Consider the following 18030-nt stretch of genomic DNA (forward strand, 5'->3'; position numbering starts at 1 on the left):
TTAATCCTCCCCCAGCTTGAGCGCTTGATGGATGCGGATGCGCGTCAGCATGAACCCGAGTATGCCGAGCCCGAACGCCAGCATGAAGAACACCGTTGAATAGAGCCTGATATAATCGAGCCGCGCGAAGATGACCTCGAAGGGCGGTACCAGCGTGTTCGGATTGAACGCGATCTGGAAATGAGGCACGTACAGGCGCGCGGCCAGATTGCCGACGACGACGCCGATCAAGACGGCGACGCCCGACGTCAGCAGCTGCTCCACGGCCAGCATGCCGGCCATCTGCCGGACGGACAGGCCAAGCGCGCGCATGACGCCGTTCTGCAGCGCGCGGCTGCGGAGCGACAGCACCCAATAGAGCATGAAGCCGACGAAGCTGACGAGGATCGATAGGATGAAGCCCAGCGTCAGGATGCCGTTCAGCGCGAGCAGGAACGGATCGTTTTTCGCTTCGATCAGCTCCGTCTGCGCGTTGCGCACGGAGGTGACCGCAATCGGACTGTCCTCCAGCGCCTGGTACAAGTCGGAGGTCTTAAAGCCGGGCTTCATCTTCAGCCACACCTCGTAAGGCTCGAGTCCGAGCTGGAACTGGATACGGGACAAGTGGCCGACGATGAGCATCGGCGCGTTCGCCTGCGCGGCTTCTTCGCCGGCGGTCACCGACCCGGCAGGCGGCAGCGGATTAAACGTCGGGAAATAATCGACCGTGCCGTATACGGTGAACGGCCGCTGCTGGACGTTGTCCCAGCCGATCCATATCGTATCGCCGGGCTTCACCTTCATCTGATTGGCGAGCGAGGTCGAGACGAGCACCGCCTTCGAATCGCCGGCGATCAGGTTGAGATATTCGTAAAAAGGATGCGCGAGCAGGCTGTTCTTGAACCAGGCGGCGCGGCCGAAGTCGTCGGTGTCGACGCCGATGAGCGTCGCTTTGCCCGAACTGCTCGAAGCCTCGCCGTCGCTCGCGGCGCTGAAGCCGACCGATTTGCGGAACACTTTGGCCGCTTGCTCCACGCCCGGCAGCTTCGTGTAGGGATCGAAGGACGGCTCGAGATAGTGTACGACGCTTGATCCCATCGTCGCCGGCGCTTGCTCGGATGCCGGGCTGCCGGGCGCGGGTGGCGGGGGCTTGTCGTTCGGCCACTGAGACGTAACGACGATGTCCGAACCGGCCGAGTAGCGGATGCGGTCCGCCGTATTTTCATTGATCGTGCGGGCGGCGCTCGCACCGAACAAGCCCGTGGCGATCGTCAGGATGAGGAACACCATCAGAAATTGATATTGGCTGTTCGAGCGGCCGACCTGGATGAGCGTGTAGTAGACGGACGGGCTCCACCATTTGCGGCCGGCGATATAAATAAGCCTTAATAGATAAGGGTACAGCCGAAGCAGCAGGAGACCGCCGCCGAGAATGAACAAGGCCGGCACGATGAATTGGAGCGGATCGATGCGCAGGTCGTCCGTGCCCAGTCCCAGGCGCTGAAGATCCTGCAGCCTTGAACGGAAGGTATACAATCCGTAGATGGCCAGCGCCAGCGCGATCAAATCCAGGCAAAGCTTGTGCCAGAGCGGCGTCTTGCCTTGGCGGGCCAGCTGCTGCTTGTGGCCCACGATGTTCGCCCGCGTCGCCAATCCGACGGCTATCATCAGCATGAGGAAGGAGACGGCGGCCGCGTACGCGCCGTACCGGTATGCTTCGGCCGTCAGGCGGACGGGCAGGCTGGCACGCTGCACGAAGGATAGAAATCCGCTGGAGGCGCCGAGCACCTTCGTGAGCAGCAAGCCGATCGGCGGTCCCGCGGCGAGCGCCAGTCCGCTCAGCAGCAGGCCTTCAACGGCGAAGGAGAGCAGAATCTGCCAGCGGGACGCGCCCCGGCTGCGGAGCACCGCGATCTCGTTTTTCTGCCGTCCGGCGATCAGATTGGACACCATGAACATATAGAAGCCGAGCATGATCAACACGGGCATGTTCAGCGACCATACCAGCTTCTGAACCTGCTTCGCGCGCTCCTTGTAACGCTCGATCGTCTTCTCCGCGGGGAAGCTGAACTCGTTGCGGAATAGCGCCACCCTGCTGTTGGCCGTCGCCTGAATCTGCTTGGCTGCGGCTTGGAACCGCCCGATGCCGGACACTTCCAGCTTGGCGTAGTCCAGCGCGACATACCAGCCCGCCGTAAATACCGGGACGACGCCCGCCTGCACGAATTCGCGGTCGAACAGCCGCTCGTCGACGATAAAGGACTGCGAGAGCGATGCGAACGAAGGATCGCGATAGTACGGATCGTCCTCGCGCAGCGGTTCGATGATGCCGACGGGCTTGATCAGAATGTTGCGGTTCAGCTTGGCGTCGTCGACTTCGAGCACGACGCCGAGCACGCTTCTGAAGTTGTTAAGCGCAGCCTCGGTCACGAGCGCTTCGTAGATCCCGTCTTTTGCTTCCGATGAAGGCAAGACGCCGTCCTTTAAGCGAATATGCTGCTGAAGTCCCTCCAGACTCGTGAACCGGCCGCTGCGTCTCGCGTTTTTGCGTTCTTTTTCGGGGAGTCCCTGGCGGTAGACGTTAAATCCTTCCGTATTCGATTCCCTAACGATATCGACGACCGGCAGGCCGAAGGCGGGAGCGCCTTCCTTTTTCACGTAGGCATCGAGATCGGCTATGATCTGGCCTCGCTGCGCGGTCGTCTGCGAATCGAACGAGACGCGCGACCAGACGGCCCCCGAATAGACGCCGGATTTTTGCTGCGCGGTCTGCAGGTCCTTGACCAGCATTCGCGAGAGCGTCGCTTCCTTGTAGATCGGCATGCTGCTGACCAGCGCTACGGAGATGAGAATGCCGAGGAAAAGGCTGATCACCAGCCATAGGTTCTGCGCCATCTTGCGCAATATCATGACCAACAAAGCCATGGTGCGGTCCTCCCGGTGCCCGATTTCTACTGCAATACAATGCTGTCGCCTTCGGACAGACCGGTGACGATCTCGACTTCCGTTGGAGCGGAGATGCCGGGCTCGACGTCAACCTCCCGAAGTTTCCCGTCTTGGAGCACGCGCACATAGTTTCTGCCCATGCTGGTGCGCAGTCCGCTGCGGGGGATTTTGATGACGTCGTCTTTGTGCTGGAGGATGATCCGGATGTTGACGCTTTGGCCGAGTTCGGCGCCTTCGGGCATTTTGGGAACGGTAAAATACAAGGTCGACGCATATTTCTCGGCCAGCTGCTTGTTCAGGGTTTGCGGTGCGCTCGCGGGGGTCTGCGACACCTTCGCCTCGAACTTGATCTCCTTGTTGTCCGCGCCGTTAAAAGTCACTTCGGCTTTGAAGCCGATCTCGGCTTTGCCGGCTTGTTCGGCGGTGGCCCCCGTCGTCACGAGCTGCATTTTCGTCAGATTCGCGACCTTCACGATCGTTTGATAGGCATCCACATAATCGCCGGGCTGCAGATCCTCCACGAAGACGACCTGGCCGTCGATCTTCGAATACAGCAGCTTGCTGCCCAGCTGCTCGCGCAGGCGGTCGTATTTCATCTGCTCGATATCTCTTTGCAGCGTCGCCACGCGAAGCGCGGACTGGCTGTCCTCGTCCTTCTTGTTCCCGTATTGCTTGTCTATCGACTTTAGTTCCGCCTTGGCCCGCAAGAGCGCGATTTCCTGCTCCTTCACGCGCAGGTCGAGGTCGTCCAGCACGAGCTCGGCGAGCAGGTCGCCCTTTTTGACCATTTGACCGGACGTGACGTCGATCTTGGAGATGCGCCCGCCCGTACCGGTGAATTGCGCGACGTCGGAGATCAGGGATTCGAACGTTCCGCCCAGCTGAAGCGCGTTATCGATCGGCCCCTTGACCGCTTTGACCGTCTGGTAGTTTTCGGCGGCCGGCTTGACCAGCGGCGGGGCGAGCGCCTCCTCTTCCCGGGGGAGCAGCGAGCAGCCCGCCAGCGAACCGCCGAGCACCAGGGCCATTCCCGCCGCGGCAAAGCGTCTATACCTGTGAGACAATTTGACCATCCTCCAGTTCGTAAATGCGGTCGACGATCTCCATGATCGCCGGGTCGTGCGTCGTCATCACGATCGACAGGCCCTTTTGCTCGACGAGATCCCTGAACAGCTTGATGATATGCAGGCCGGTCTTCGAATCGAGCTCGGCCGTCGGCTCGTCCGCCAGCAGCAGGCGCGGCTTGTGGGCGATTGCCCGCGCGATCGCCGTACGCTGCTGCTCCCCGCCCGAGAGCTCGAAGGGACGGTGATGCATTCTCGGCTTCAGGCCGACCTGCTCGAGCGCTTGAACGGCCGCTTCCTGCCGGTTCTCCTTGGCCCCGGCGCTGATCCGGAGCACGAACTCTACGTTCTCGTAGGCGGACATGAGCGGGAACAAGGCGAACGATTGGAAAATAAGTCCGATCTCTTTGCGGCGCAACCTATCCCGCTCGCCGTCGCTCATCGCCGTGACGTCCCGGCCGGCGAATTCGATCTTGCCCTCGGTCGGCCGGTCCAGCGCGCCTAGCAAGTTGATCAGCGTCGTCTTGCCGGAGCCCGAACGGCCCTTAAGCACGACAAGCTTGCCGGCAGGGATCGCGAGATCGATCCCCTTCAATACCTCAACTGTCCCTTGTCCGTTGTTGAAGGCACGCCTCAATCCGGAAACGCTTACAATGATTGATGGATCCGTTGGCTGCAAGGAACGCTCCACACCTTTCCATTAATAAAACCGTTATGCATGGAAAGATTATACATCCCTGGGCGGTCGATCACCATAATCGATCTTCCGCTTGTGAGGTGTTTTTTTATGTTTAGGAGGGAGAAGCGCAAAAACCTAACGTTTTTTGACTATGGTCTTTTGTTTATGGTCTAGGAAGCGCACGGCCGATTTTTTAAAATTACAACTAACCGGCAAATGAAAGCGTTTTACAGGAAGGGGAGATGTTCATGGATGCAAGGGTCGCACGCAAGAGGAAGCGAACGCGCTGGCGCAAGCATGACACCGAGCTGACGCTGCTCGCGCTCCCGACCACGATCTGGTACATTCTGTTCTGCTTTTTGCCGATGTTCGGCGTCATTATCGCGTTCAAAAACTTCAAGATCCACGGGAACTTCATCAACAATGTGTTCAACAGCGATTGGGTCGGCTTCAAAAACTTCGAATTTCTGTTCAAATCGAACGACGCCTGGATCGTCGTCCGCAATACAATCGGTTACAACATCGTCTTTATTATCCTCGGCATCGCGGTCCCCGTCGCGCTCGCGCTGATGGTCGGACAGCTGCACAGCCGCAAGGCGGCCAAGGTGTACCAGACGATGATGTTCCTGCCTTACTTCCTCTCCTGGGTCGTCGTATCCGCCGTCGTCTGGGCGTTCCTGAGCTACGACAAGGGCATCTTCAACCAATTGTTGTCCGATGTGGGCCGGGACCCTAAAAACTGGTATATGGAAGCTTCCTACTGGCCCTACTTTCTCGTGTTCATGAATATGTGGAAAGGTCTCGGATACGGGATGGTCATCTATCTGGCGACGATCACGAGCATGGATTCGACCTATTACGAGGCGGCTGTCATCGACGGTGCGACCAAGTGGCAGCAGACCCGGTATATTACGCTCCCCTTGATGAAATTCGTCATTGTGCTGATGTTCATCCTCGCGGTCGGCCACATTTTCTCCACGGACTTCGGCCTGTTCTTTCAGGTGCCGCGGGATTCCAACTCTCTGTATAACGTGACCACGACGGTAGACGTGCTCGTGTTTAAGCAGCTCAAGACCGCGACGGTCGGCATGGCTTCCGCTTCGTCGTTCCTGCAATCTGTGCTCGGCTGCGCGATGATACTCACCGCGAACTGGGTCGTCCGCAGAGTCGATCCGGACAGCGCGATGATCTAGAGAGGAGGCTGCCTATGTCCACGCAGACAAGCTACGAATCGGGGCTCGACAAGTTCAACCGAATCGGTAAAACAACGAACTTATTTTTTCATCTCCTCTTTATTCTGCTGGCGCTGCTGTGCCTCATTCCCGTCGTGGTCGTGCTCTCCATCTCGCTGTCGGACGAATCTTCCATTCGCGAGACCGGCTACAGCATTCTGCCGACGGCCTTATCCGGGGATGCGTACAGCTATATCGTGAAGCAGGGCTCGATGATGACGCGGGCGCTTGGCGTCTCCGTGCTCGTCACGGCGGCGGGTACCGTGATCGGCGTCCTGCTCACCACGTCGATGGGCTACGTGCTGTCGCGTCCGAACTACAAGCTGAACGGGCTGCTGACGTGGATCGTGTTCATTCCGATGATTTTTAACGGCGGCCTGGTGTCGAGCTACTATATCAACTCGTCGCTGCTGGGGCTGAAGAACACGATCTGGGCGCTTATCCTTCCGCTCGCCGTGTCCTCCTTTAACGTCATCATTTGCAGAACGTTCTTCAAGTCGACGATACCGGACGGACTGATCGAGTCGGCCGAGATCGACGGCGCCGGACAGTTCCGCATCTACTTCACGATCGTGCTGCCGATCTCCCTGCCCGTGCTGGCGACGATCGGACTGTTCCTCTGCTTCTCTTATTGGAACGACTGGTTCCAGTCGCTGCTGTACATCGACGACCAGAACCTGTACTCGCTGCAGGCGCTGCTCAACAGCCTGATGAGCAACGTCGACGCCCTGGCGAGAAACGCCTCGACGATGGGCGTCAGCTACGCGCAGCTCGTCGCCACGATGCCCAAGGAATCGGCGCGCATGGCGGTCGCAATCATCATCGTCCTGCCGGTAGCGCTGGCCTACCCGTTTTTCCAGAAATACTTCATCTCCGGCCTGACGGTAGGCGCCGTCAAAGGATAACCGAAATAAGCCCGGATCGATCGGGTTTATCATATGTGTCATTCAGGTACATGCTTAAACGACATGAGGGAGGAAAAAAGATGAAAGCATTCATGAAATCCCCGCTGTTAATCGGCGCAGCCGCGCTGGCCATGACCGGCCTGGCCGGGTGCTCCGGTTCGAACAACGATAACGGTTCGGCCTCCGGCTCGCCGGCAGCTTCCCCCGCGGCTTCGTCTGCCGCGCCGTCCGCGTCTTCGAGCGCTCCGGCCACAAAGTCGGGCGAGGTGCCGACGCTCGTCTGGTGGACGATCGGCGGGCAAATACCGGCCAACTACGACAAAGCCATCGAGAAGATCAACGAATATACGGCCGAAAAGATCGGCGTTAAAATCGATCTCCGCGTCGCCGGGTGGGGCGAATGGGATACGAAGATCAACACGATCGTCAATTCCGGGGAACCGTTCGACATCATGTTCACGAATAACAGCAAGTACAGCCAGCAGGTCAACATGGGCGCGTTCGCCGATATTACCGATCTCGTGCAGAGCGCGACCCCGGACCTGTACAACCTCGTGCCGAAGATGGTGTGGGACGGAACGAGAATCGGCGGCAAAGTGTACGCGGTGCCGACCTATAAGGATTCGTCCGCGACCCAGTACTGGGTATTCGACGATGCGCTCGTCAAGAAGTACAACATCGACCTCGCCGGCATCAAGACGATGCAGGATCTGGATAAGCCGTTCCGCGACATCAAAGCCGGCGAAGGCAAGAGCTACTACCCGCTGTCGTTGACGCAGGGCGAAGGGTTCAACGGCTTCTTTAACGCCTACGACGATATGACGCTCGGCTTCGCGCCGATCGGCGTCAAGACGGACGACGGCTCGCGCAAGGTCGTCTCCGTGCTGGAGCAGCCGGACACGATGGCCAACCTGAAGCTGATGCACCAGTGGTACAAGGACGGCATCATCAATCCGGACGCCCCGACCAAGATCGAAGCGGATCCGTACCGTCCGTTCTTCAGCGCGCAGGCGTTCCCGGGCGCCGAAGTGAACTGGCAGATCAACGCGGGCATCGAGAAGTACGACATGGTGAAAGTATCGGGCCCGATCTATACGACGAGCACGATCCAGGGCTCCATGAATGCGATCTCCGCCAACTCGAAGTACAAGGAAGAGGCGCTGAAGTATTTGCAGCTGGTCAACACCGACTCCAAGCTGCGCAACATGCTGGCGTTCGGCGAAGAGGGCGTCGACTTCGATTACGTGAGCGACAACGTCGTCGAGCGCAAGACCGATACGTGGCCGCTCCCCGCGTACACGCAAGGCACGTTCTTTAACCTGGCCGTCACCAAGGGCGCGCCGGAAGACCAGTGGGAGCAGGTCCGCAAGCTGAACGAAGCCGCGACCTCCTCCACGATCCTCGGCTTCGCGCTCGATATTACCGACCTCGCCACGGAAGTCGCCAACGTGAAGTCCGTCTGGAGCAAATACAGCTACGAGCTCGTCACCGGCGCATCCGATCCGGAGAAGCAGGTGCCGAAAATCGCGGACGAGCTGCGGAAGGCCGGCATGGATAAAATCATTCAAGCCGCGCAGGCGCAAATCGACGCTTACTTCAAAGCCTAAGACGATAACCGGATAAAAAGAGCCCGAACGCGCCTTCCAGGACGTTCGGGTTTTCCGGTCTGCATCGGCCTGCCAAGGATTGATTTAACCGAAGCATACGGTATATGGTTAAACCATAACTCCACATAAGTCCGACAGCAGGGGAGCGCCGCATGTTTTCCTTTTTCCAAATTCAAATTTATCGCGGCAAATTTATCGCTTTCGCGGTTATTGCGCTGCTCATCGGGCTTGGCTTAAGCGCGCTGGCCACCTACGTGCTGCTGGTGCAATGGCTGGAAAACGCGAAGAGCCAGGCGGCGGACTCCTTTTCGAGGGTGGAGAGCGCGCTTCAGAACGATTCCGAACGAATCGATGCCTATCTGCAGCGGGTATACTCCAACGCCGGCCTCGTGGCCGACGTCCGCTATTTTCTCGGCAACAGCGCGGAAGGCTATCTGACGGTCAGGCTTCAGAACAGCCGCTTCGATCAGACGCTCGTCTCGTTTCCCGAGGACATGAAGGCATTTCTCGGCAACAGCGGGCAAAATCGCATCGTGCAAGTCAGCCTCCATACCGCGGAGCAAGGCAACGTCGTGCGCTTCGGCAGCGGCGGGGGCACGAGCTTCAAGTTCAATGTGCCGAACACGGACGATCTATTCAAGGAGACGATCCAAAGAGGCTTCGTCATTCGCAAGCAGCTGCTCGATCCGAATCAGATCTCGCGGCAGCTCGGCGAATTCCGTTTTCTCGTCGGCAGCGATGCGCTGTTCGCGAACGTGCAGAACAACCGGCGGATGGGATCCGCCGCCGTCAGCCCTGCGGGCGACGTCTATCTCCCGGGCGGCGCAGACCGCGCGGGGGAGGCGCTGTTCCGCAAAGCCGCGGCGAACGGACGCAGCCAGGGTTTCATTGGCCGCGGCGACTTGGGCCGCGCCTTTTACGTCGCCTACCGCTCCCAATCGTTCGACTACCAATTCGTCAGCGTCGTAGACTTGTCCGTGCTCGTGCGGCAGAAAGCGGGCATTCTGCTTCTCGTATGGTTAGTGGTATGGACGGCCATGGGCAGCGTCCTCCTGCTCGCCGCCTACAATTTGCGCGAAGCCGCCGGCTTCCTGCGCCGCATCATCCATTCGATCGAACGGGTCAAATCCGCCAACTTCACGCCGGTCAGTCCCGCGCGCTACCGCAAGAAGGAGTACGGGATGATCGCGGCGGAGCTCGACGATATGACCTTGCAGCTCAACAAGCATATTCAGACGGAATATCTGCTCAAGCTGAAGCAGCAGGAGACGGAAATGAAGGCGCTTCAGCATCAGATCAATCCGCATTTCCTGTACAATACGCTGGAAATCATTCGCTCCTCCGCCCTGTCGGGCCGCTCGGACGATACGGCCGAGGCGATCGGGACGCTTGGCGCGCTGTACCGCGAGATCGTCAAAAACGAAAATATCATCCCGCTGGGCAGCGAGCTTGCCTTGCTGCAAAAGTATTTAAAGATTATGGAATTCAAATATCCGGACCGTTTTTTCTACCAGCTGGACGTGGACGAAGCGCTGCTGTCGCTGCCTACGGTGAAGTTCTGGATGCAGCCGCTGGCGGAGAACTTTTTCGTGCACGGCTTCGATCCGGACCACGAGTTCAACCTGCTCGTCGTAAACGGCACGGAGCGCGCGGATGCCTACGTGCTGGAGATGGTGGACAACGGAGCCACGATCACGAAGGAGCGGCTGGCCGAGATCCGCCGCCATCTGTCGCTGAGCGAGGATTCCGCGGCTGAGAGCATCGGCCTGCGGAACGTGTACACGCGGCTCCACTTTTTTCATGGCAAAGGCTTCGCGATGCAGATCGATAACAATGAGGAAGCGGGCGTGAAGATCACCTTAACCTTTGCGAAGGGGGCGTAAGGCATGTACAAGCTTCTGATCGTGGACGACGAGCCGCAAATTCTGGAAGGCGTGAAGCGCACGCTGGACTGGGAGAAGCTCGGCTTCGCGCATATCGAAACGAGCGAGACGTACGACGGCGCCATCGCCAAAGCCGTGGCGTTCGGTCCGGACCTCGCGATCTTCGACGTCTGCATCGGCAAGGAGCGCGGATACGACGCCATCCGCAAGCTGAAAGAAATCCGGCTGCCCGCTACCTATATAATGATGAGCGGCTACGAGCAGTTCGAATACGCCGTGCAGGCGATTCACTGCGGCGCCAAGGATTATCTGCTCAAGCCCATCGAGCGCGTCAAGCTGCAGGCGCTTGTGGAGCGGATTATCGTCGAGGATCTGAACGGCACGATCGAGGGGGCGGAGCCGGACGACCGTGACATGGACCCGATTCTCGGCGTGCGGTACGACAGCCTGTCCAAGCTGACCAACCGCATCCTACAGATGGTCAAGGCGGAGTACGGACACAATCTCAACCTCAAGACGGTGGCCGAGCGCTTTCGCATGAACGGAACCTATCTCGGCCAGCTTTTCCTGAAGGAAACGCAGATGAAATTTTCGGAGTACCTGATGGCTTACCGGATGTTCCGGGCGCGCGAACGCATCCAGACGACGGACGAGAAAATAGCGACGATCGCCCAGTCGGTAGGGTATGCCAACCTGAACTACTTTTATACGCATTTCAACGCTTACTTTCACAAGTCGCCTTCGGACCTGCGGAGAAAGGATTAGTGCGGCTATGCGACATCGGCGAATCGGGGGACCGTTCTTCAAGACGGCCATGCTGGCCGCGCTGCTGGCGCTGCCGCTGTCGGGCTGCATGACCCGGTCGGCCGGGGGCGATCAGCCGGAGCGCGAGAGCCGCCCCGTGAATTTGATCTACTATACGATCGGCAATCCCGATCCCGACCTGAAGCAGGTCAACGACAAGATTAATGAAGTGACGGCCAAAAAAATCGGGGTTACGATTACTTATATCAAGGTAGGCTGGCAGGAATACAACGACCGGCTCCAAACGCTGATCTCGACGGGCTCGCCGTTCGATATCGCGTTCGCCACCAACTATGCGGCCTTCGTGCAGCGGGGCGCCTGGCTCAAGCTGGATGAAGCGCTGGCCGGGCCCGGCCGGGAAATGTACGAAGCGATCGACCCTGTGCTGTGGGAGGGCGTCCGCATGGAGGATGGGGGGATCTACGGCGTGCCGACGAACAAGGAGCTCGCGGTCCGGATGCAGTGGATGTACCCTGAGTCGCTCGTGCGAAAATACGGCATCGATATCGCCAAGTACGATACGCTGGAATCCCTGGCGCCGCTGCTCGAGATGATCAGCGACAAGGAGCCCGGCTATCAGCCGATGGAGCTGGACAAGGATTCGCAAAATTTTTTCGCGCTGGACGGCTACGAGTACGTGACCGACAAGCCGCTGCCGCTCATGGTCCGATCGCTCGACCCGCAGGCGCCGGTGGTTGGCATCTTCGAGACGGAGGAAGCCAGACGTGTGCTGGACACGCTCCGCGGCTATTATCTCAAGGGCTACATCAATGAAGATGCAGCCCTGCGGGAGGGCCAGAACCTGAAGCGGGGAGACCGGGTATTCTGGAAGCCCGCGGGCGGCGGTCCGCTCGCGGAGAACAGCTGGAGCAAGGATCGCGGCTACGAGGTCGTCGCCCACCCCGTGTCGCCGCCCCTGATCACGACCGAATCCGTCCGCGGCGGGATCATGGCGGTCAACGCCAACTCCGCGCATCCCGCCGAGAGCGTCAAGTTCCTGAATCTGCTCAACACGGACCCCGAGGTGCGCAATCTGTTCAACTACGGCATCGAGGGCGTGCACTACACGCTGGACGCCAACGGGCAGGTGCTGCCGAAGTCATCGGGGGACGGCGGCGAGCAGGACGGGACGGTCGGCTACGAGGGGGTGCAGTACACCCAGGGCAACTGGTTTATTCTCAAGACGCTTGGCGGGGAGTACCCGGATCCCTTGGACAAATGGGACCAATATAGGGCGGCCAACGCCGGCTACGTCAAATCCAGGCTGTTCGGCTTCACGCCGGATCTGGCCGGCATGTCCGTCCAGCTCGACAATATCAGAACGGTGTGGGAAAAGTACTATCCGGGCCTGATGACCGGCAGCGTGGACGTGGACGCCGTATTGCCCAAGTTCAACGCGGAGCTCCGGCAGGCGGGGCTCGACGAGGTGCGGGCGGAAGTCCAAGGACAGTTGGATGCCTGGCGAGGGCGCCATAAGCCATAAGAAACGCAGCGAAGACCGCCGGCATGGTGCATGAAGCCGAGCGGTCTTCGTTTTTCGTTTAACCTTTCACCGCGCCGGCGACGACGCCTTTGACGATGTACTTTTGCAGGAACATGAACACGACGATCGACGGCAGGACGGCCATCACCATGGCGGTCATCGCGTACTGCCAGTCCGACGTGTACTGGCCGACGAACGTGTAGGCCGCGAGCGTCAGCGTCTTGGTTGTGGGCGAGCCGTTGACCATGAGGAGCGGGAGCAGGAAGTCGTTCCAGATCCACATGACGTCGATGATGACGATCGTCGCCGTGACGGACTTGAGCAGCGGGAAGATGATGCGGAAGAACAGCCCGAAGCCGGAAGCCCCGTCGATCATCGCGCTCTCGTCGAGCTCTCTCGGAATGCCTTTTACGAACCCGTGATAGATGAAGACGGCCAGCGGCGCGCCGAAGCCCCAGTACAGCAGGCCGAGTCCCCAGGTGCTGTCGGACAGATGTAGGAACCGCGCGGTCTTGAGCACCGTGAGCATGATCGACTGGAACGGGATCAGCATCGGCATGATGCAGATAAAGTAGACGATGCCGCTCAGCCTCGACTTCGTGCGCGCCAGCTTGTAGGCGGCGATCGAAGAGACGAGGACGATGCCGGCCAGGCCCAATACGGTGATGATCGTATTGTTCAGGAACAGGCGCGGGTAGTTGATGAACTTCCACACGTACGAGTAGTTGGCGAACGTCCAGTGATGCGGCAGCGCGATGACGTCGGACATGACCTCCTGGAAGCTCTTGAACGAGTTGAAGATCGCCAGGAAGAGCGGGTACAGGAACACGAGGGAGAGCAGGACCATGACGATCTCGCCGATCCAGCGAGCGGCTTTGTTCGAAGCGGACATTAGGCCTCAACCTCCCTGCGCTTGAAGATGGTGAGCTGGATGACGGTGATGATCAGGACGGCGACGAACAAAATGAGTGCCTTGGCGGTGCCGTAGCCGTACAGGTTGTTCGTGAAGGTGTCGCGGTAAATGTCGTAGGCGATGCTGTACGTCGTGCCGCCGGGTCCGCCTCCGGTGAGGGACAGGATGACGTCGAACACCTTGATGGAGTTGGTCAGCGCCATGAAGACGGCGATCGTGATCGACGGCGCGAGCAGCGGCAGCGTCACGCTGAAGAAGCGGCGAACGGGTCCGGCGCCGTCCACGACGGCGGCTTCCTTCAGATCGCCCGGCACGGACTGCAGGCCCGCGATGTAGATGACGAGATAAAAGCCGATCGACTGCCAGATCGAGACGAACAGGACCGATATGAAGGCCAGTCCCGGCTCCCCGAGCCAGCTCATTTTGAAAATATGCCAGCCCGTGCTGTCGCCGAGCGACTCGAAGCCCTGCATGAAGATGAACTTCCAGATGAAGCCGACGATGACGAGGCTGAGAATGTACGGGATAAAAAAGGCGGCCCGCAGCCATGTCTTGGTCTTCAGCTTGGCGTCGAGGACGAGCGCCAGCAGAATGGCCAGCACGTTGATGAGCACGATATACAGCACGGCGTACTTGACCGTGAACCAGGCCGCGTTCGTGAAGTTGGCGTCGCCGGTGAAGATCTGCTTGAAGTTGTCCAGGCCGATAAACTTCGGATGCTTGGAGATGCCGTTCCACTTGGTCAGCGAATAGCGGACGGTCATGACGAACGGAATGTAAAAGGCAACGGCCACGCAGATCAGAACGGGCAGCGTGAACAGGCCGAACTCCATCTTGGAGCGCCATTTGCGGTAAAACGAGGCCATAGCGGCACCTCTTCTCTCTTGTGGTGTGACGGGTTTAGGCTATAATGCATTATAAAACGGCGCTGAATGCGTCCTAAATGGATTTAAGTAATCACTTAAGGGTAATAAGGTGAACTGGAACCGGAGGCGCTTATGCATATTTTCCCGCAATGGCTGCGGCGGACGGGGCGCCGGCTGCGAGAGGCCCCTTCCCGCAGGCTGGTGAACAAGCTGATTCTGCTGTTCACGTCCATCATCATTCTGATCGTCTCGAGCCTGACGTTCATCGCGTACAAGATCATCGAGCGGGAATCCGTGGCGAACAGCATCGCGAGCAATCGGAGCAACCTGAAGCTGGTCAATCAGAACTACGCCAAGTACATGGGCGAGCTCGAGCAGCTGTCGCTGCCGCAGATCGACTACGATCCGCTCATGCGAGCTATCGAGCGCGAGGGCGAGGACTATGCCTCCCGACTATATCTGGAGGATTATTTGCGTTCGCTTTTCTACGCGAGGTCCGATCTGCAGAGCATCTACCTGTACCTGGTGGACGAACGCAAATATTTGTACGTGACCCGCGAGCGGTACAACGTGACGGTGCGCGCCGCGCTGGACGACGGCATCCCCGAGCAGGCCTGGTACAAGCGGGCGATGGCGGATCCGCACAACCGCAGCGTGCAGTCGCTCGTCCTGTCGCGCGAGACGGGGTACGGCACGGCGCCGGAGGGCGTGTACATGGCGTATCACCGGGTGCTGCGTTCGCTCAAGGACCGGCAGGCGCGCGCCGTCCTCAGCTTTTACGTGAACGATTCGGCCAAAAACGCGATCATGGCGGACATCCCCAAGACCGAAGGGGAGCACGCCATCTTGCTGGACGCGGACGATACGCCGTTTCACGTCGACGATCTGGAATTTTATTCGGCGGCTGCGGGTGACGAGGACTTCGTCAGCGCGCTTCACGCGGAGGAGGCTAAGGAGAGATTCAACTGGCAAGGACCGGACGGACGTTATCTGGTCGTCGAAAACGTCGACGAGCAGGACGGCTGGCGTCTCGTCAAGCCGATTCCGTTCAGCGAGATCTACCGGACGGCGGTGGAGGCGCGGCGCATCAGTCTATGGATCGGATTGGGCTTCCTCGCCGTTGCGGTGGGGCTCGTCATTCTGACTTCGAACGCGATCACCCGTCCGCTCAAGCGGCTGTCCAAGGAGATGAGCCGGTTCGGCGCGGGCGACTTCGAGACGGTGACCGAGGTGCGCGGGCGCGACGAGATCGCGTATTTGTCCAAGCACTTCAACCTCATGGCGCGGCGGACGAACGAGCTGATCAACGAGCGGTACAAGATGAAGCTGACGGAGCAGAGCGCGATTCTGAAGGCGCTGGAGGCGGAGATCAATCCGCATTTTCTGTACAATGCGCTGCAGGCGATATCGACGAAGGCGCTCAAGAGCGGCAACGACGACGTGGCGGACATGGTCGATGCGCTCGCCGGGACGCTGCGCTACTGCATCAGCGGCAAGGACGTCGTCTATTTGAATGAGGAGCTGAAGCACGTGGAAAGGTACATGATGCTGCAAAAGGCGAGATTCGGCAGCCGCGTCGCCATGTCGTACGACATCGGGGACGAGCTGCTCCAGCTGTCGATCCCGAAGCTGTCGATCCAGTCGCTCGTGGAGAACGCGATCAAGCATGGGGTCGAAAAGGTGCAGCGTCCGGTGACGATCGCGGTATCCGTCTATATGGAGGAGGACCGGGCGGTCATCGCCGTGCGCGACGACGGCCCGGGCATCGCGCCGGACCGGCTGCGCGAGGTGCTGGCTTCCTTCGAGGAAGCGTGGGGGGACCGCAGCGACAGCGGCGAGCGAATCGGCCTACGCAATTTGGACGCACGGCTCAAGCTGCTGTTCGGCGGGGAGGCGGGGCTCGAGATCGAAGCGCTCCGAAGCGGCGGTACGGAGCTGCGAATGAAGATCCCGGCGGGAGGAGGCGGACGTCTTGTATAAAGCGTTGATCATCGACGACGAGGAGCCGACGCGCGAAGCGATCCGCATCCTGGGCGACTGGCCGCGGCACGGCATCGACGAGGTGCTGGAGGCCGCGAACGGCCAGGAAGGTCTGGCGCTGCTCGAGCGGGAGCGGCCGGACCTGGTGCTGGTCGACATGAAAATGCCGGTCATGGACGGGCTTGCATTCCTGCAGGTGGTGGAGCGGGATTATCCCGACCTGTTCACGATCGTCATCAGCGGCTACAACGACTTCGACTATACGCGCCAGGCGATTCGCTCGCGGGTCGTAGACTATCTGCTGAAGCCGGTCAACCGGGGCGACCTCAATCAGGCGCTCGCCAAGGCCGCGGGCGTCCTGGACGCCCGGCGGGACAGCAAGCGGGACCACATCGACCGCGATATCGCGCTCAACATGTCGCTGCCGAAGCTGAAGGAGAACATTTATCTGTCGCTGCTGACCCGCACGTTCCGGGCCGGGAGCAGCGAAGCGTACTTGCGGCTCATCGGTGCCGACGATCCGGCGATGCGGTTCGGGGTGTCCGTGCTGCGCGTGCTGAATCTGGATGAGGTAGCGGCCGGCCGCTTCAAAGGGGAGACCGCGTTGCTTCATTTCGCCGCGGCGAACGTGGTCGGCGAGTTCGCCGAAGCGGGGTTCCACAGCTTCGGCCTGGCGAATCCGAAGCGGGACCGGGAGCTGATCGTCATCCATTCGATGACGGGCGGCTATCCCGAGGATCTCGCGTTCCGCGCCGCGCACTTCGCGCGCAAGATCGCGCAAGGGCTGAGCGATCTGTTCGGCATCCGCACGGCGGCGGGACTGAGCGGACCGGGCGTCGCGGTCGGCGGACTGGCGGACGCCTACCGCGACGCGTCCGAGGCGGCGGAGGGCATCGATCTGTTCCGCCGCGACTCGCTGCAGCCGGCGGGGGCGGGGGCTGAGCGCAAGGAGGCGGGAGCGCCGGCCGTTTCTTTTGCGGCGCGCATGCCTCAGCTGCGCGCGGCGATCGAGGCGGGCAGCGCCGCGCAGGCGCGGACGGTCGTGCAGCAGTTTCTGGCGGGCGTGCGGGAGCAGGGCCGCTTCAGCTTCAAGCAGGCGGACCGGCTGCTGGAGGAGCTGCTCTTCCTGCTGGGCGAGCTCGCGCTCGAGCTGGGACTGCCGCCGGCGGCCGGGGCCGAGGGACGAGGCGGCTCGGGCGGCGACGGCGGGGCTGCTGCGGGCATCCGCGGCGACGGCGCGCTGGGCGCGCTCGGCCTGTCCGCCGACTACGCCGGCTTCGACGAGTACGAGGCTTTGCTCTGCAGCATCTGCGAGCGGTACGCCGAGCTGGCGCGCGCCGTGCTGTCGTCGGAGCGCGCCTTCGACGTGAGCGAGATCAAGCGCTACATCGAGCAGCATTACTTCGAGGATATCAAGATCTCGATGTTCACCGAGCGTTACTTCCTGAGCAGAGAGTACCTGATGAAGCTGTTCAAGCAGCACTACGGCTTCGGCATTCACGAGTACGTGCAGAAGGTGCGCATGGACAAAGCCAAGGCGCTGCTCGACCGGCCGGAGCTGAAGATTCAGGAGATATCCGAGATGCTCGGCTTCAAGGACAAAAACTACTTTTCCAAGGCATTCCGCAACTACGTCGGCCTGTCGCCGTCGGAGTATCGGACGCAGGGACCGGACGAGTCGTAAATCAA

13 protein-coding genes are annotated in these 18030 nt (G+C 60.1%); 8 read left to right on the forward strand and 5 right to left on the reverse strand.

Annotation, left to right across the window (positions count from 1 at the left end):
- Genes KVT38_RS09380 through KVT38_RS09390 form a run of 3 tightly spaced genes read right to left on the reverse strand, consistent with a single transcriptional unit; the run spans position 1 to position 4680 of the window.
- A complete protein-coding gene (locus KVT38_RS09380; RefSeq protein WP_217593441.1) occupies positions 1 to 2904 on the reverse strand; it encodes an ABC transporter permease in 2904 nt (967 codons plus the stop codon).
- A gap of 26 nt (positions 2905 to 2930) precedes the next feature.
- Positions 2931 to 3989, reverse strand: coding sequence for an efflux RND transporter periplasmic adaptor subunit (locus tag KVT38_RS09385; protein ID WP_217593442.1), 1059 nt, complete (start codon positions 3987 to 3989; stop codon positions 2931 to 2933).
- The gene (locus KVT38_RS09390) at positions 3973 to 4680 is read right to left on the reverse strand and encodes an ABC transporter ATP-binding protein (protein WP_483298169.1); all 708 of its coding nucleotides are present in this window, start codon (positions 4678 to 4680) and stop codon (positions 3973 to 3975) included. The genes KVT38_RS09385 and KVT38_RS09390 overlap by 17 nt, the downstream gene beginning before the upstream one ends.
- 236 nt (positions 4681 to 4916) lie before the next feature.
- On the opposite strand from KVT38_RS09390, the gene KVT38_RS09395 reads away from it, so the two are divergent.
- From KVT38_RS09395 to KVT38_RS09420, 6 genes are all read left to right on the forward strand, one after another.
- A complete protein-coding gene (locus tag KVT38_RS09395; RefSeq protein WP_217593443.1) occupies positions 4917 to 5861 on the forward strand; it encodes an ABC transporter permease in 945 nt (314 codons plus the stop codon).
- A 14-nt stretch (positions 5862 to 5875) separates the two neighbouring features.
- Positions 5876 to 6805, forward strand: coding sequence for a carbohydrate ABC transporter permease (locus KVT38_RS09400; protein ID WP_217593444.1), 930 nt, complete (start codon positions 5876 to 5878; stop codon positions 6803 to 6805).
- An 80-nt stretch (positions 6806 to 6885) separates the two neighbouring features.
- Positions 6886 to 8412, forward strand: a complete 1527-nt coding sequence (locus KVT38_RS09405) for an ABC transporter substrate-binding protein (protein WP_217593445.1) — start codon at positions 6886 to 6888, stop codon at positions 8410 to 8412.
- A gap of 152 nt (positions 8413 to 8564) precedes the next feature.
- Positions 8565 to 10295 carry a sensor histidine kinase gene (locus KVT38_RS09410; RefSeq protein WP_217593446.1) on the forward strand — a complete coding sequence of 577 codons (1731 nt, stop codon included), beginning with the start codon at positions 8565 to 8567 and terminating at the stop codon, positions 10293 to 10295.
- A gap of 3 nt (positions 10296 to 10298) precedes the next feature.
- Positions 10299 to 11060 carry a response regulator transcription factor gene (locus tag KVT38_RS09415; protein WP_217593447.1) on the forward strand — a complete coding sequence of 254 codons (762 nt, stop codon included), beginning with the start codon at positions 10299 to 10301 and terminating at the stop codon, positions 11058 to 11060.
- Positions 11061 to 11067: 7 nt separating this feature from the next.
- Positions 11068 to 12582, forward strand: a complete 1515-nt coding sequence (locus KVT38_RS09420; protein ID WP_254639107.1) for an ABC transporter substrate-binding protein — start codon at positions 11068 to 11070, stop codon at positions 12580 to 12582.
- Positions 12583 to 12640: 58 nt separating this feature from the next.
- On the opposite strand, the gene KVT38_RS09425 is transcribed toward KVT38_RS09420, so the two are convergent.
- Both KVT38_RS09425 and KVT38_RS09430 read right to left on the reverse strand, forming a co-directional pair.
- The gene (locus tag KVT38_RS09425) at positions 12641 to 13474 is read right to left on the reverse strand and encodes a carbohydrate ABC transporter permease (protein WP_217593448.1); all 834 of its coding nucleotides are present in this window, start codon (positions 13472 to 13474) and stop codon (positions 12641 to 12643) included.
- A complete protein-coding gene (locus KVT38_RS09430) occupies positions 13474 to 14361 on the reverse strand; it encodes a carbohydrate ABC transporter permease (RefSeq protein ID WP_217593449.1) in 888 nt (295 codons plus the stop codon). Before KVT38_RS09430 ends, KVT38_RS09425 begins: the two co-directional genes overlap by 1 nt.
- A gap of 132 nt (positions 14362 to 14493) precedes the next feature.
- On the opposite strand from KVT38_RS09430, the gene KVT38_RS09435 reads away from it, so the two are divergent.
- Both KVT38_RS09435 and KVT38_RS09440 read left to right on the forward strand, forming a co-directional pair.
- A complete protein-coding gene (locus KVT38_RS09435) occupies positions 14494 to 16341 on the forward strand; it encodes a sensor histidine kinase (RefSeq protein WP_217593450.1) in 1848 nt (615 codons plus the stop codon).
- Positions 16334 to 18025 carry a response regulator transcription factor gene (locus tag KVT38_RS09440; RefSeq protein WP_217593451.1) on the forward strand — a complete coding sequence of 564 codons (1692 nt, stop codon included), beginning with the start codon at positions 16334 to 16336 and terminating at the stop codon, positions 18023 to 18025. Before KVT38_RS09435 ends, KVT38_RS09440 begins: the two co-directional genes overlap by 8 nt.
- The last annotated feature ends 5 nt before the right edge of the window (positions 18026 to 18030 follow it).

Source organism: Cohnella sp. GbtcB17, assembly GCF_019091135.1.
Lineage (GTDB): Bacteria > Bacillota > Bacilli > Paenibacillales > Paenibacillaceae > Cohnella.

Bases quoted from the DNA above. Each gene is read 5' to 3' on its own strand.
- KVT38_RS09380 (WP_217593441.1), bottom strand. From the start codon at position 2,904: ATGGCTTTGTTGGTCATGATATTGCGCAAGATGGCGCAGAACCTATGG.
- KVT38_RS09395 (WP_217593443.1), top strand. From the start codon at position 4,917: ATGGATGCAAGGGTCGCACGCAAGAGGAAGCGAACGCGCTGGCGCAAG.
- KVT38_RS09400 (WP_217593444.1), top strand. From the start codon at position 5,876: ATGTCCACGCAGACAAGCTACGAATCGGGGCTCGACAAGTTCAACCGA.
- KVT38_RS09405 (WP_217593445.1), top strand. From the start codon at position 6,886: ATGAAAGCATTCATGAAATCCCCGCTGTTAATCGGCGCAGCCGCGCTG.
- KVT38_RS09410 (WP_217593446.1), top strand. From the start codon at position 8,565: ATGTTTTCCTTTTTCCAAATTCAAATTTATCGCGGCAAATTTATCGCT.
- KVT38_RS09415 (WP_217593447.1), top strand. From the start codon at position 10,299: ATGTACAAGCTTCTGATCGTGGACGACGAGCCGCAAATTCTGGAAGGC.
- KVT38_RS09420 (WP_254639107.1), top strand. From the start codon at position 11,068: ATGCGACATCGGCGAATCGGGGGACCGTTCTTCAAGACGGCCATGCTG.
- KVT38_RS09425 (WP_217593448.1), bottom strand. From the start codon at position 13,474: ATGTCCGCTTCGAACAAAGCCGCTCGCTGGATCGGCGAGATCGTCATG.
- KVT38_RS09430 (WP_217593449.1), bottom strand. From the start codon at position 14,361: ATGGCCTCGTTTTACCGCAAATGGCGCTCCAAGATGGAGTTCGGCCTG.
- KVT38_RS09435 (WP_217593450.1), top strand. From the start codon at position 14,494: ATGCATATTTTCCCGCAATGGCTGCGGCGGACGGGGCGCCGGCTGCGA.